Source organism: Actinocorallia longicatena, assembly GCF_039534125.1.
GTDB classification, from domain to species: domain Bacteria; phylum Actinomycetota; class Actinomycetes; order Streptosporangiales; family Streptosporangiaceae; genus Actinocorallia; species Actinocorallia longicatena.
Genome location: NZ_BAAAUV010000003.1, coordinates 76,152 through 89,650, shown reverse-complemented (window position 1 = coordinate 89,650; position 13,499 = coordinate 76,152). Strand labels below are relative to the sequence as shown.

General features: G+C 70.9%; 12 protein-coding genes. 1 reads left to right on the top strand and 11 read right to left on the bottom strand.

Translation table 11 applies throughout. The features are described 5' to 3' along the window. Nucleotides 1-62: 62 nt before the first annotated feature. The 11 genes from ABD785_RS06110 to ABD785_RS06060 form a co-directional block, all read right to left on the bottom strand. Complete coding sequence (locus ABD785_RS06110; RefSeq protein ID WP_344823082.1) at nt 63-1,376, bottom strand: hypothetical protein; 1,314 nt, start codon at nt 1,374-1,376, stop codon at nt 63-65. Nucleotides 1,377-1,554: 178 nt separating this feature from the next. Beyond that, nucleotides 1,555-2,844 carry an FHA domain-containing protein gene (locus tag ABD785_RS06105; RefSeq protein ID WP_344823080.1) on the bottom strand — a complete coding sequence of 430 codons (1,290 nt, stop codon included), beginning with the start codon at nt 2,842-2,844 and terminating at the stop codon, nt 1,555-1,557. Then, the gene (locus tag ABD785_RS06100; RefSeq protein ID WP_344823078.1) at nt 2,832-3,473 is read right to left on the bottom strand and encodes a 4Fe-4S single cluster domain-containing protein; all 642 of its coding nucleotides are present in this window, start codon (nt 3,471-3,473) and stop codon (nt 2,832-2,834) included. Before ABD785_RS06100 ends, ABD785_RS06105 begins: the two co-directional genes overlap by 13 nt. A gap of 5 nt (nt 3,474-3,478) precedes the next feature. Beyond that, nucleotides 3,479-5,266 (bottom strand): AAA family ATPase, encoded by a 1,788-nt coding sequence (locus ABD785_RS06095; protein WP_344823076.1) that lies wholly within the window; start codon nt 5,264-5,266, stop codon nt 3,479-3,481. 25 nt (nt 5,267-5,291) lie between these two features. Beyond that, nucleotides 5,292-6,452: a response regulator receiver protein gene (locus ABD785_RS06090; protein ID WP_344823074.1), complete on the bottom strand. Its 1,161-nt coding sequence runs from the start codon at nt 6,450-6,452 to the stop codon at nt 5,292-5,294. A gap of 40 nt (nt 6,453-6,492) precedes the next feature. Then, the gene (locus ABD785_RS06085; protein WP_344823072.1) at nt 6,493-8,094 is read right to left on the bottom strand and encodes a serine/threonine-protein kinase; all 1,602 of its coding nucleotides are present in this window, start codon (nt 8,092-8,094) and stop codon (nt 6,493-6,495) included. A gap of 22 nt (nt 8,095-8,116) precedes the next feature. Next, nucleotides 8,117-8,890, bottom strand: coding sequence for a hypothetical protein (locus ABD785_RS06080; RefSeq protein WP_344823070.1), 774 nt, complete (start codon nt 8,888-8,890; stop codon nt 8,117-8,119). A 3-nt stretch (nt 8,891-8,893) separates the two neighbouring features. After that, the gene (locus ABD785_RS06075) at nt 8,894-9,373 is read right to left on the bottom strand and encodes a DUF4282 domain-containing protein (protein ID WP_344823068.1); all 480 of its coding nucleotides are present in this window, start codon (nt 9,371-9,373) and stop codon (nt 8,894-8,896) included. A 65-nt stretch (nt 9,374-9,438) separates the two neighbouring features. Continuing rightward, nucleotides 9,439-9,813, bottom strand: a complete 375-nt coding sequence (locus ABD785_RS06070) for a hypothetical protein (RefSeq protein ID WP_344823066.1) — start codon at nt 9,811-9,813, stop codon at nt 9,439-9,441. A gap of 239 nt (nt 9,814-10,052) precedes the next feature. Then, complete coding sequence (locus ABD785_RS06065) at nt 10,053-12,038, bottom strand: hypothetical protein (RefSeq protein ID WP_344823064.1); 1,986 nt, start codon at nt 12,036-12,038, stop codon at nt 10,053-10,055. Next, nucleotides 12,035-12,277: a hypothetical protein gene (locus tag ABD785_RS06060; RefSeq protein WP_344823062.1), complete on the bottom strand. Its 243-nt coding sequence runs from the start codon at nt 12,275-12,277 to the stop codon at nt 12,035-12,037. The genes ABD785_RS06065 and ABD785_RS06060 overlap by 4 nt, the downstream gene beginning before the upstream one ends. A gap of 414 nt (nt 12,278-12,691) precedes the next feature. Between ABD785_RS06060 and ABD785_RS06055 the strand changes: the two genes are divergently transcribed. Then, the gene (locus tag ABD785_RS06055; protein ID WP_344823060.1) at nt 12,692-13,495 is read left to right on the top strand and encodes a hypothetical protein; all 804 of its coding nucleotides are present in this window, start codon (nt 12,692-12,694) and stop codon (nt 13,493-13,495) included. Nucleotides 13,496-13,499: the final 4 nt, after the last annotated feature.

The window sequence follows — 13,499 nt, the reverse complement described above, 5'->3', positions numbered from 1 at the left end:
TGGATCAAGATCATCGCCTCTGGTATTTACACATATGTCTGAGACGGATGTGATTTCTGTGGTCAGCGATGACGATGGTGCTTGGGGTCGACGACCTTGGGGGCTCCGGAGACGGTGAAGGTGAGCTTCTTCGAGGTGGTCTTGAAGGAGTCGGTGTTGCCGTTGAAGGTGACGTAGACGCGGCCGGTGCAGTAGGCCGGGACGCGCTTGGAGAAGCGGCCTCTGGAGTTGGTTCTGACGGTGCGGTACTCGAGGTAGACGGTCTTGTTGCGGGTGTCCTTGCAGGTGAAGTAGATGGACAGGGTGCGCTTGGCGTAGCCCTTCCACTTCTTGCCGACCTTGTGCTGGAGCAGGCCGCTGAGGGTGGTCTTGCGCTTGTAGCGGGTTCGGGAGGGGCTCAGCTTGAACGTGGTGACCCGCGTCTCCGCGCGGAAGGCCCTGGCGGCGGGGCTGGTGATGGAGCCGTTGCGGGCGCGCCAGTAGCCGCCGTGCTTGTAGGTGAAGGCCAGGGCGAAGGAACCGTCGGACGCCGCACGGACGGTCCTGATCTTCTTCCACTTCTTCTTGTCGGGGGAGAACTCGAGGCCGATCGTCACGCGGGAGCCGGGGACGATCGCGCCGGCCAGGCGGACCCAGCCGGTGACGCCGATCTTGGCGGTGAGGCCGATCGCGGGAGTGTCGCGGACCGTCAGGGGCCCGGTCTCGGCCGTCGCCGGCTCCTGGAGGCCGCCGGGGAGCGCCGAGGCCACGATCTTGTCGATCTTGCAGCTCGGGCGGAAGGACGCCTTGTAGGCGCCGTCGGCGTCCGTGGTCGCGGTCACCGGGTCGGGGGCGCAGGCGCCGATGCCGTGCCCGGCGAGCCTGACGTCCGTCCTGGCGATGCCCTTGGCGCCCGCGGAGAGGCGGCCGGCCAGGGTGAACGGCTGGTTCAGGTCGACCGCGGTCCTGTCCGCCGCGACCGTCAGGGCCGTCGGGACGGTCTCCACCGCCAGGGTCACCCCGTCGGAGTCGGTGTCGTTGACGTCCGGCATCCCGGGCGGCGGCCCGCCGATCACGAAGACCTCGGCCTTGGCGGAGCCGCTCGCGGTGTAGGTGACGGTGAAGGCGCCGTCGTCGTCGGTGGTGTCCGCCGTGAACTGGGCCCGGGGATCGTCGTCGGTCTTGAGGGCGACCCGCTGGCCCACGATCGGCGTCGTCTTGCCCTTGACCGTCAGCTTGCCCGAGATCTTGACGCTCGGATGCGCCGCGTCGATCGTCGGCCGCTCGGCCGTCAGCGTGTAGGCCACCGCGGTGACCGGTGCCGCCGAGGCGGGGGGAGCGGGAAGCACGGCGCCCGTGACCACCAGGGCGGCCAGCAGGGAGAGTCCACGACGCATACGCAAGCCTTTATGGGGTGTTCATGGCATTTCGGTTGATGCTAGCGGTCTAGACCACCCGCTACCAGAGGCGATCATCTCGCTCCGATGGAGACTTGGATGACAAAACACCTGCAAAGGTTCATCGTTCGTGATGAAAAAGGGCCGCCCCGGAGGACGGCCCTTGCGGTGGAGCGGGTCAGAGGTGGACGGTGCCCGTGACGTCGGCCGCCAGGCGCAGCGAGTCGCCGTCCTGGAGGAAGGCCTCGACGCCGGGGGACAGGCGCTCACCGTTGACGAAGGTGCCGTTGGTGGACCGCTCGTCGCGGACCTTGGCCACCCCGGACGGGTCGAGCCAGACCGTCGCGTGCTTGCGCGAGACGTTGTCGTACTGGGTGAAGGTCGCGGCGGCGGGCGACTGGCCCGCGTCCCGGCCCAGGATCAGGTGCTGGCCCATGGTGACCTTCAGCTCTCCCGTGGGGAACTGGAGGCGCAGGGTCGGCTGGCCCGGGGCCGACCGCAGCGGCTTCAGGCAGACGTTGCACTGGGCCTGGCCGGGGTGGTCGAGGACGTGCTCGCAGTGCGGGCACATCGCGGCCGTGCTGTCGTGCGGGGGACCCTGCCGGTGCTCCGGCGGGATCAGGGTGCCGTCGCGCGCGGGCGGCGGGTCGAGCGGCGGGTTGGGGCGGCGCGGCTGGCCGTAGGGGTCCTGGCCGTAGCCCTGCTGCCCGAAGCCCTGCTGACCGCCCTGCGGCTGGCCGTAGGGGTCCTGCGCCGGAGCCTGGCCGTAGCCGGGCTGGCCGCCCTGGGGCTGCCCGTAGGCGTCCTGGCCGTAGCCCTGCTGGCCGCCCTGCGGCTGGCCGTAGTTCTGCTGCCCGTAGTTCTGCTGGCCGCCCTGGGGCTGGCCGTAGGGGTCCTGGGCGGGTGCCTGGCCGCCGTAGCCGGGCTGGCCGCCCTGCGGCTGCCCGTAGGCGTCCTGGCCGTAGCCGCCACCCTGCTGACCGCCCTGCGGCTGGCCGTACGGGTCCTGAGCGGGTGCCTGGCCGTAGCCCTGCTGGCCGCCGCCCTGCGGCTGCCCGTAGGGGTCCTGGGCCGGAGCCTGGCCGCCGTAACCGGGCTGGCCGCCCTGCGGCTGGCCGTAGGCGTCCTGTCCGGCGGGCTGGCCGTATCCGGCCTGTCCCTGCTGCGGCTGCCCGTAGGGGTCCTGCGCGGGCTGCTGGCCGTAACCCTGCTGGGGCTGCTGGCCGTAACCGGGCTGGCCGCCCTGGGGCTGCTGGCCGTATCCGGGCTGGGCGTAGGGGTCCTGGCCGCCCGCCGGGGGCTGCCCGTAGCCGCCGCCCTGCTGGGGCTGCTGGCCCTGGGGGTAGCCCGCCTCCTGAGGCTGCGGACGCCGACGACGGCCGCGGGTCAGATTGTTCCCGCAGGTCAGGCAGATGAGGTCGCCCGGGTTGTGCGGGGTCTGGCAGACCTCGCAGGTCAGAGTCTCCATGACGCCTCCCCGGCTCGTACTCCAGCCCCGTCCAGCACCGCGCTCAAGCGATCCATGTCGCCTCGGCGCGGGATGCCGATGTAGTACACCCGCCGTCCTTCCGCACCGTCTTCGACGCACACCTGTATGCGCCGAGTTTCTTGCCCGACCGTTCCGTACCGCTGCTGCCCGAGTGGGGTCAGCGGCACGATCTGTTGGTTCGACGATCCCCTGAGGGGGGAGTCGTCGGACAGCCGCTCCACGTACGGACCGGCGACAACAGCATCACACAGTTTCAGGATGTCCCGCGACTCGGGTTTCCGCGAGAGCCTGGAGATTACATATCCGGAATAAACAAGGATGTCCAACTCGCGTGGCCCGCGCCACTCGATGATGCCCTCCAGCAGCGTACGCAACGCTCCGGGCTGCTGGAACGGCTCCCCGCCCGACAGCGTGACGCCGTCGACCGGCGGTAGTCCTGCCAGCCAGTCGAGGACCGAGTCAACGGTCACCGAATGTGACGAGTCGGCGGCCCAGGTGTCCCGGGAAAGGCAACCGGGGCAGCCGATCGTGCAGCCCTGGAACCAGACCCCGGCCCGCACCCCGTGACCGAGCGTGGTCACGGGGTGGTGGGCCTTGGCCAGCAGCATGGTCGTCAAGACAGATCGAGTTCCACGATGCTGCCCTCCCGGGTGATGCCGGACACGGTCAGTTCCGCACCCGGCTTCAGCTCCCGGTCGAACAGGGCCCTGGCCAGCGGGTTGACGAAGTGGGCCTCGAGCGCCATGCCGATGCCCCGGCCGCCCTTGTCGAGCTCGGCCGTGCACCACTCGCGCAGGGTCCCCATCACCTCCGATTTGATCGTCAGGGTGAGACGGTGCTCGTCGGTGACCCGCTTGCAGATGTTCTCGAGCTGGAGATCGAAGATCTTCGAAGCGGCCTCCTGGCCGATGAAATTGAAGACGATCACGTTGTCGCCGAGCCGGTTGAGCAGTTCGGGCCGGTTGAGGACGGAGTAGAAGTGGTCGGTCACCGACGCCTTGATCCGGTGCTCGATCTCCGCGTACCCCAGCCCCGGAATGACCTTGGACGAGCCGAGGTTCGAAGTGAAGATCAGGATCGACTCGGAGAAGTGGGCGGTGTGCCCGCGCCCGTCGGTCAGCCGCCCGTCCTCCAGGATCTGGAGGAACTTGTCGAGGATGCTCGGGTGGGCCTTCTCGATCTCGTCGAAGAGGATGACCCGGAAGGGGTCCTCGCGGACCGCGCCGGTGAGCTGCCCGCCGGCCTCGGAGTCGCGGTACCCCGGCGGGGACCCGATGAGCCGCTCGCCCTGCTGCTCGGCCGAGTACTCCGACATGTCGAAGCGCAGGTAGGCCGAGTCGTCGCCGAACACCAGCGAGGTGATGGCCTTGGCCAGCTCGGTCTTGCCTGTGCCGGTCGGGCCCGCGAAGAACAGGACGCCGCGCGGCCGCGACCCCGCCTTGGTGGCCTGCGCGCCGGACAGCCCGAGGACGGCCCGCTTGAGGATGTCGAGGGTCTTCGTGACGGCCTGCGGCTGGCCCAGGACCCGCTCGGGGACGCGCTTCTCGCCGTCCAGGACGCGCTTGCGCAGGTGCCCTCGGGACCACGGATTGTCCAGCACGCCCAGCTTGTAGGTCCGGACCGCGTCGGGCAGGTCCGCCAGATCGACGTTCCGCTCCTTCGCCAGCCGGGTGACCTCGATCATCGACTGGAGGGTGAGCCCGTCGGCCTGCGCGGCGAAGGCGTCGCAGGCGTCGGAGGCGGCCTGGTCGGTGTCGGGGTCCACGGCGAAGGCGCGGGCCAGCAGCCGGGCCGTGGTCTGCCGGTCGCCCAGGTGCGGGCGGGGCACGAAGAGCTCACGGACCGAGTCGTTCTCCGTGGACATCCAGGACGGCAGGTCGCCGGGGCGCTCCACCAGCCACAGGATCGGGTTGTAGAAGGGCTTGGGCCGGATCCCGGGGGCCCGGACCGGACGCGCGGTGCGGGCGAGCTTCTCGCAGAACCGGAAGAACTCGCGCTCGGCGGGTTCGAGGTCGCTGCCGGAAGCGGAGATCCGGGACGCGCCTTCGATGAGGAAGGCGGCCCTGACCTGCTCGGCCGGGCGGGCGATCGCGGCGAGGTGCCTCGTGAGCCCCTCGAGCGACGGCTTGGCGTCGAACTTGCCGAGCAGCTTCTTCGCGGCGGCCTCGGCCTCCTCGTCGCCCTCGGGGAAGACGCGCAGGCCGTCCACGGGATCGTAGATGAGCAGGCAGGAGATGCCGCTGGCGTTCAGCGCCTCCCACAGCATGTCGCGGAGCGGCAGCAGGGCCATGCCGTCGCCGTTGGGGAACAGGTGGCTGTCGTAGAGGTTCCCGGACAGCACGTACTGCGAGTGCACCGACAGCGTGGCGTCGAGCTCCCGGATGAACGGAGGCCAGCCCATCAGGCGGCCTCCGAGAGTCGGTTGGTCAGTGCTCAACGTTGCGTTCCCTCGGTTTCTGCTTCTTGCGGCTCCTGCTCGATTCTGCCCCGACGGGCAGCGACTCCGCACCCGGCTCCAGCCGCCAGGTCACGGCCAGGCCGAGGCCGTCGCGTTCGAGCTTCGCCCTGGCGGCCTCGAAGGCCTCGCACCATTCGCGTTCGCGTTCGGCGTCGCGGCGGCGCTCCTCCTCCGTGGCGAGCGGGCGCGTGCGCATCATCTTGGCGCGCAGCGTGCCCTCGTCGAGCCCCATCAGGACGACCTGGTCCGGCCAGTCCGTGCGGGTCAGGGTCATCGGGGTGACGGTCTCGAATCCGGCGTCGACCTCGTAGCCGAGCTCCTCGAACGCGGCGGTCACCCCGGCCAGGATGTACTCGCGTTCGGCCTCGGCCTGCGCCCGGCGCTGCTCCTCCGCGCGGAGGGCCTCGACGCGTCCGCGCTCCGCCTTGGTGCGGGAGTTGGCCTCCTGGACGCGCAGCCTGACCTCGCTGAGCAGGCCCTCGGCCTCGGCGTCCGTCGCGGCGCCGACGACGTGTCCGGCGGCGGCCCGCACGATGGACAGGTCGTCGGGGGAGGCGTCGGGCAGAAGCCTGCCGAGCACCCGGACGACGTCCGCGCGGCGTTCGCCGCCCGGCCTCGGCGCCGGGACGGCCGCACGGACCGTCTCGGTGGCCGCGCGGTGCTCCTGCCGTTCCGCGGTGTCGCGGCGGGTGCCGTAGACGGCGTCGTCGGGCTCGGAGACGGGGGACAGCTCGTCGGTGAGGTGGTGCGCCAGCTCCAGGGCGATGGCCTGCTCGGCGGCCGTCAGGGCGGTGTCGACGGCGGCGCACCAGGTGACGAGCGCGTCGAAGGGCTGGGCGTCGAGCGCGAGCGGCTCGGGCAGCGGGGCGTGCGTGCCGGAACGGGCCTGGACGGCGTCCAGCGCGCGGATGCGGGCGTTGCGGTCGACGACCTCCCGCAGCGCGCGCTCGTAGCGCTGCATCTCGGCGAGCTCCTCGGCGCGCGCCCCCGCCTTCTTGTCCGCGAGCCGCGCGAACGCCGCGGCGGCGCTCGCCCCGGCTCCGGCACCCGCGCCGAGGAGACGGTTCATCCCCAGGCTCGCGATGACCGCCGCGTCCAGTGCGATTTCGGCTTCGACGCCGCTGCTCATGTCGCCCCCTTCTGCTTGTGTGGACGCTCCGGGACGTCCCTCAGTTCTCGAAGGCTTCCGCGCGTCTCGCCGCGAGGTCCTTGTTCCAGTGGTGGGTGCGCACCCCCGCGGCGATCACATGCCCGGCCGTTCCCGCCACGACCAGCAGGAACCACAGCATCCAGGCCAGCGCGCTCAGCACCGACACCAGAAGGAGCAGCATCAGCAACGGGATGGTCGCCGCGACCAGGGCGACGCCGCAGCCGCGCGGCCCGGTCCGCCGCGCGGTCCCCGACATCGCCCGCGACGTCTTCGACAGGCCGCCGCTCAGCAGGCGTCCCGCGGTGGCGAACGCCGCCCACGGGCCCTCCCGCAGATAGTCGGCGCCCTGCCGGGAGGCGACGAGGACCTCGGTCGCGCAGGACACCAGCCAGGCGGCGCCGGCGATCAGCAGCAGGAGGCCGAGGGGCACCGCGGACGCGCGCTGCACGCCGCCGACGCCTGTCGTCCCGCCGGTCGTCCCGCTGAACATCGAGGCGATGGCGAAGGCTCCGGCGGCCCAGAAGGCGAGGAAGCCCAGCGACCACAGGACCGCCCGGACCCGTGCGCGGCCGGCGCCGGCCCTGCGGGTGCGCTCCCGCTCGTCCCAGAGTTCCTGGCGCGCCTGCGCCCGGTAGGCGGCCTCCTGTTCCCGCACCTCGGCCGCGACCGCGTCGCCGATGCCCTCGTCGCGGCCCGCCGGGACGGGCGCGGGACGGGCGGTAGAGGGACGGGCGGGCGCGGGACGGGTGGGCGCGGGGCGGGCCGGTTCGGGCGGATCGAGGTGGACGGGCGGGGACTCGCCGCGCAGCCAGGCGGAGACCTGGGGGTGGGCCCAGCGGTGGCGGGGGTCGCGGGTGAGCAGGCCGCGGCAGAGCATCCGCAGGCGCGGGTCGGTGATGTCGTCGTTGGAGATCGGGCGGGTGGCCAGGTGGTCGACGACGACCGTCTCGCTCATGCCCTCGAACGGGCGGCGGCCGGTGGCGAGCTCCCGCGCGATCATGCCGAGGGACCACCAGTCGCGGGCGGGCGAGACCTGCCCGGACAGCGACTCGGGGGCGGCATAGGCCAGGGTGCGCGAGGACGAGGCGAACACGACGCTCTGCTCCAGCACCTTGCTCAGCCCGAAGTCGGTGATGACGAGCTCGGCCCCGCGCACCAGCACGTTCTCCGGCTTGAGGTCGCGGTGGACGATCCCGGCGGCGTGCAGGGTGCGCAGCCCGTCGCCGAGCTGGCCGACGGCCGTCGCGACGTCGATGCGCCGGTGCCCGGACAGGTCGCGCAGGTTCCCCTCGGGCAGATACTCGATGATCTCGTAGTCGCGGCCGTCGGAGTGGCCCGTCTCGAGCACCTTGACGACGTGCGGCGAGGTCAGCCGCGGCAGTGTCGCCCACACCTCGCGGTCGGCGCTGTAGCCGCGCCGGTACATCTTCACCACGTACTGCCCGGCCTGATCGTGGACCAGCAGCAGATCGGACTCGGCGCCTTGGACGGGCAGCTCGCCGTCGACCTCGAAGCGTCCGGCGAGGGCGCCCGGCAGGCGCATCAGCGACTCGGGACGGGGCCCCGGCACGTCCCGGCTCGTCGTCCCGGGATCCCTGCGCGTCCACTGCGGCTCGCTCACCGCACGAGCCTACCGCGAGGGCTCACGGACAGAAGGGATCATGCGCGCCGTTGGAGACGCGCAGCCGGAGGTCGCCGAGCGTCATCAGCTGCCCCCACGGGCCCTGGACGAGCAGCGCCGTGCGCGCGCCCAGCGCCTCGACGAACGCGACGGCGAGTTCCGCCGATCCCTCCAGCACCTGCATCCGGACCGACCGGTACGGCGGTTCGCCGAGGGCGGAGCGGTACTCGGCGACCTTGTAGACGTCGGTCTGGAGCCTGGCCTCGCGCAGGTACAGCCAGACGTAGCGTCCCGATCGGCTCAGCTCGGCCTCGGTGACGTCGTCGGGCCGGATGCGCGCCCCCAGGGACCGTGCGACGTCCAGGGCCGCGGCCTCGTCGAACGAGGCGGGGAACAGCACGTCGACCGTCGTCGAGGACGCCTCCCGCCGGGTCGACGGGTCGGGGCTCAGCCAGTCGTCGGGCACGAAGAAGTCCGAGTGGCGTCCGGCCAGGCGCCGCTCGAACTCCGCGACGCTGACGACCCGCTCGGCGGCGTCCCGCACGACCAGGGTCCACCGCTGCGCGGCGGCGAGCACGAACTCCGCGAGCCGCCACTCATACCCCCGCGCCCGCAGCAGCTCGACCCGCACCCGGGTGAGCGGCATCGTCCCGAGGACGGCCGCGGCCTCGTCGATTCCGGGAGTTCCGGCGGCGAGCCGTCCGGAGGTGTGCACCTCGAGGCCGTCCCCGGCGAGCGCCGCCACGTCCCCCGGAGCGACCTCGGCCGCGAGGTACAGCGAGACGTTCCGCGGCACCCCTCAGGCCCCCCCGGTGGACCGCCGGATCTTCTGCAGCTCCTCAGTGATCTTGAACTGGTTGATCACGAACTCCAGCGCCATCCGCGTCCCGAGCGCCTCGACCAGCCACACCAGCGGCGAGACCCCGATCATCAGCAGCCCCCACACCCACCCCCAGTCCTTCTCCACGACGACCAGGCCGAGGATGAGGAAGAACGCGCACTGCAGCGAGATGACGGTCAGCGCGAGCATGTAGAACGCCCGCACCAGCATCGGCGTCACCATCGCGTCGAACTTCGTGTCCAGCAGCGCCCCGACCAGCCCCTTGCGCCGCACCGGCGCCCCCTGCGCCCCCGGCCCCTGCTGCCCCGGCACCTGATGCGCCCCGCTCTGCCACTGCGGCTGCTGCGCCGGCCGAGGCGCCTGCTGCGGCGGCCCGCCCTGCTGCCCGTACCCGTACTGCTGAGGATTGAAGCGAGGCGGCTGCTCCGGCGTCGTCATACCCTCACCCTAAGACTCAACCCCCCACCGAAGAAGCGCGAAATCCCGCCCGCACAGCGCCCCCTTCACCGCCGCCCGGGCAGCGGCCCGGGCGAGCACCCGTGCACCACCCCGAACCTCTTCTGCGCGCCGCGCATCAACTCGGCCAGGTCGTCATGGGCGCTGCCACCGGGTTGACGCTTCGCGAGGTCGAAGTTCAGCCAAGGCTTGAGGGATCCGCAGGAGAACACCGCCACGGCGAAGAACGGCGCGGCTATCGCGGCTGTCTTGTCGCGGTAGTCGATATAGGTGGAGAAGCCGTCGCCGAGTTCCTTCGGCAGGGTTTGCTGCGTTGTCCCACCGAGATCTCGTATGCGCTCCGACTGCTCTTTCACATAGCCGGGTGCGGCCCCGGCTCCCCAGGAGACGCTCGCCAGCCCTGTGCGGCTTCCATCGTCCACACTGCACGTTCCCTGATCCGTGCGGAACAGCCTGCTCCGGTCTTCACGGACGCGGAGGGCTTCGGGGACGCCGGTGAATCTGGCCACGGCCGGTCGTGGGAGGAGGTCGCACCAGTAAGGGGGAGGGCCGACGAGCGAAAGTGAAGCCTCTCCCGAGGGAGGACTCGGCTCGCCCGGCCGCGGGGCGCAGGCGGTCAAGGCGAGAGCCGTCGCCATCGCGAGAGCCAGGATCGATCTGCTCACTTGCCCTCACCGAAGGAGAAGGGGTCGATGGCCTTGCTGTGCCCGCTGTTGATGGAGGCGCCGAGGTCCTGTTTCAGGTCGACGAAGGTGTTGTTGTCGTTCCTGGACCATCGGTCGAACTCTCGAAGCTGCTCATCGCTCCATGGCAGTTCGGCGATCGCGTGACCGTCGGTGAAGCTGTAGCCCTCCATGCTGGGTTCGTACGTGAGCTGACCGGCATGGGCGGCGACCATCAGGCGCTCGACCATGCGATTGAGAAGAGCCGCCTGCCGGGTGCGCTCCCGCTCGGTGTTCTTGTCCTGGCTGTGGTCGGACACCTGGCCGAAGAGGAAGGCGCTGACCTTCTCCTGCATCTCCCCATCGATCACGCTCGCGGCCTCCGGGCGAACGCCGATCTTCTCCAGATAGCCGGAGGGGCTGACCCAGCCCACCCCCAAGTCGATCCACCTCTTGAGGTCTTCGTTCGAGGCCCGGACGTTGTCGCCGAGCGCGGCGGACATCTCGGTCCGGAGGGCGAAGAGGCGGCTCAGCGCGTCCGTGTAACTGATGACGTGGCCGTGGCGGCCGGTGCGGGTGTAGTCCTCGACGGAGTGGTGGAGGGCTTCCACGTGGGCTTTGACCAGGTGGTCGAAGACGTGGTCGTCGAGGCTGGCGTCCGCGAGGAGGGCCAGGTAGAGGCGCATGCGCTCGTAGCCCTCGTCGGAGGAGGCCGGGGCCGCGTCGATCTCGTTGATGACGTCGTCCAGGTGGGTGATGAGGAGGTCGGCGGTGGTCGCGCGGAGGGCGGAGAGGTCGTTCAGGTGGGATTCGTCGATTTTGAGGTGGTGGCCTTCCTTGTAGGTGATGTGGGGGAGGGTCTGGGTGCCTTGGATGTCGAGGAACTCGGTGAAGAGGGATCGGGAGAGGGGGGTGGGGGTGGAGAGGGCGGTGGTGAGGGTTCGGGCGAGGGCCTGGCCCTTGTCGGTGGCGGCCCAGAGGGGGCGGCGGGTGTGGAGGAGGTAGTGGAGGTTGCTCGTGGGTTCGGTGAGGGGGTGTTCGAGGAGGATCTGGGCGCCGGTGGTGGTGGCGGAGGCGGCGGTCAGGAGGGGCTGGAGGATGTCGGCGGGGGGTGGGGTGTTCGGTGGGGTCAGGAGGTGGGTGAGGCCGTAGAGGGCGGTGACGTCGGGGAGGGGTTTCCAGGCGGGAGCGTGGCGGGTGTAGGCGATCATGCTCTGGCCGACGGTGCGGAAGAAGGGGTCGGAGAACGTCCGGGTGGTGTGGGTGAGGAGGGTGGCGAGGGCCTGGTGGCCGACGTGGTGGGGGTGGGCGACGCCCGCCGGGAAGCCGGTGGACGCCGTCGCGGCCAGGGACGTCAGGTAGGCGTCGCCCAGGGAGGCGGGGGAGCCGGGGGTGGTGGCGGTGGCCAGGGCCGTGGACAGGAGGGCGAGGGTTCTGCGGGCGTCGGGAGGAGCGATGGCGGGCTCGGCCCGGTGGAGCAGGTGGGCCAGGGCGAAGGGGGCGTTGAGCAGGGCGGACGGGCCCAGGCTGCCGAGGAGGGCCGCGGCGAAGTAGGGGTCGGTGGCGTCCTGTTCGTGGTCGAGCAGGGCGGCCAGGGCGGCGCGGTCGCCGGTGGTGGCGCGGGTCAGGAGGGCGGCGGCCTCGTGGCCGTTGACGGTGGCGAGCTGGTCGGTGAGGCGGTCGGGCATCCGGAGGTAGTTCCCGGCGGGGACGCAGCGGGCCAGGGCCGGGTGCCGGGAGTCCAGGGCGTGGGCCAGGCGGTCGCGGCGCCTGAGGTCGGCGGAGGCGGCCGCCGCCCACCGGGCCGTGCGGCGGATCTCCAGGGCGGGGGACACGTCGGCGCCGGCCGTCGAGAGGATCGTGTAGAGGCGGGACGCCAGGGTGTCGAGGTCGGAGGCGGAGCGTCCGACCAGGCCGGTCAGCCGGTGGAACGCCTCCAGCCTGATCCCGCAGGTGCCCGGGTCCAGCCAGCCGTCCGCGCTCACGGGGCCGCGCTCGGGAGCAGCGGGCCGACGGCCTGGAGTTCGGCCACGGCCCTGCTCAGCGCGGAGCGGAGGGCGCGGTGGTGGCCCTCGACCTCCCGCTCGAACCGGCGGGCGGACGGCCCGACCCAGACGTCGGCGTCCATCAGCCGTGACGGCGCCAGCAGCAGGTCCCGATGCGACTCCTCCAGGGCGCGGAGCTCGTTCCGGAGCAGGGCCAGCTGCAGATCGGTGACCGCCACGAGAGCCTCCTGAGTCGCTTCCGCACCGTCCGGACGCCCCTCAACGTAACCAGCGAGCCCCTCCGCCAACCCGGCTCCGGCGGGTCGAGACGGGACTGAGACCCAGGTCAGGGGGCGATGTCACGACCTAGTGGCATACTCCGGATCCCCGGCCGGCGGACGAGGCGAACACACGCGGCCGAGATCGTCTAATACATGCTCTTCGCCGGGTTACGGAGCATTGACGGGCATTAACGGCCCGTCCGAATCCGATTCCAGTGACGCGTTCTGTCCATAGCCTGCGGCTATCGACTCGCCCAAATGGGCGTGTGATGAGCATCACAGGGCAGTGTCTCTCTGTTATGTGTGTCACACGGCAGAAAGACAGGCGTAGGGTCGCCTTCCGCGGTTTGGAGTCCCTAAAGGAGGCCGGCGATGGCGACGGTTGACGCGCCCGCGAAAACGCGTGCGCAGATCAAGGAACGCACTTTCAGAACCGACAACTGGCGTCAGTATCCCTACGTCACGTTCGTCATCTTCACGGCTTGGGTCGCCTATGCGACCGTCCGGGCGATGTGGGGCAGCGCTTTCTATGTGGAGCAGTACCACTACCTGACGCCGTTCTACTCGCCGTGCGTCAACGACGCCTGCGGGCCCGCGGGCGAGTTCGGCACCTTCGTGCCGGCGAGCGCCCCGTTCTTCATCCCCTACGCGCTGATCTCGCTGCCGTTCCTGCTCGGCTTCCGGCTCACGTGCTACTACTACCGCAAGGCCTACTACCGGTCGTTCTGGGCGTCCCCGCAGGCCTGCGCCGTGCGCGAGCCGCACGGCAAGTACACCGGCGAGACGCGCTTCCCGCTGATCGGCCAGAACCTGCACCGCTACTTCTGGATCGCGGCCGGCCTCATCTCGCTGCTCAACACCTGGGACGCGGTCCGCGCCTTCCACGGTGAGGACGGCGGCTTCGGCATCGGCCTCGGCACGATCATCCTGTGGGCGAACGTCATCCTGCTGTGGCTGTACACGCTGTCCTGCCACTCCTGCCGGCACGCGGTCGGCGGGCGGATGAAGCACTTCTCCAAGCACCCCGTCCGGTACAAGGCCTGGACGCTCGTCTCGAAGCTGAACACCCGGCACGGGACCTATGCCCTCATCACTCTCGGATCGCTGGTCGTCGCCGACTTCTACGTGATGCTCGTCGCGAGCGACACGATCAGCGACCTCCGCATCTTCAACTAGGGAA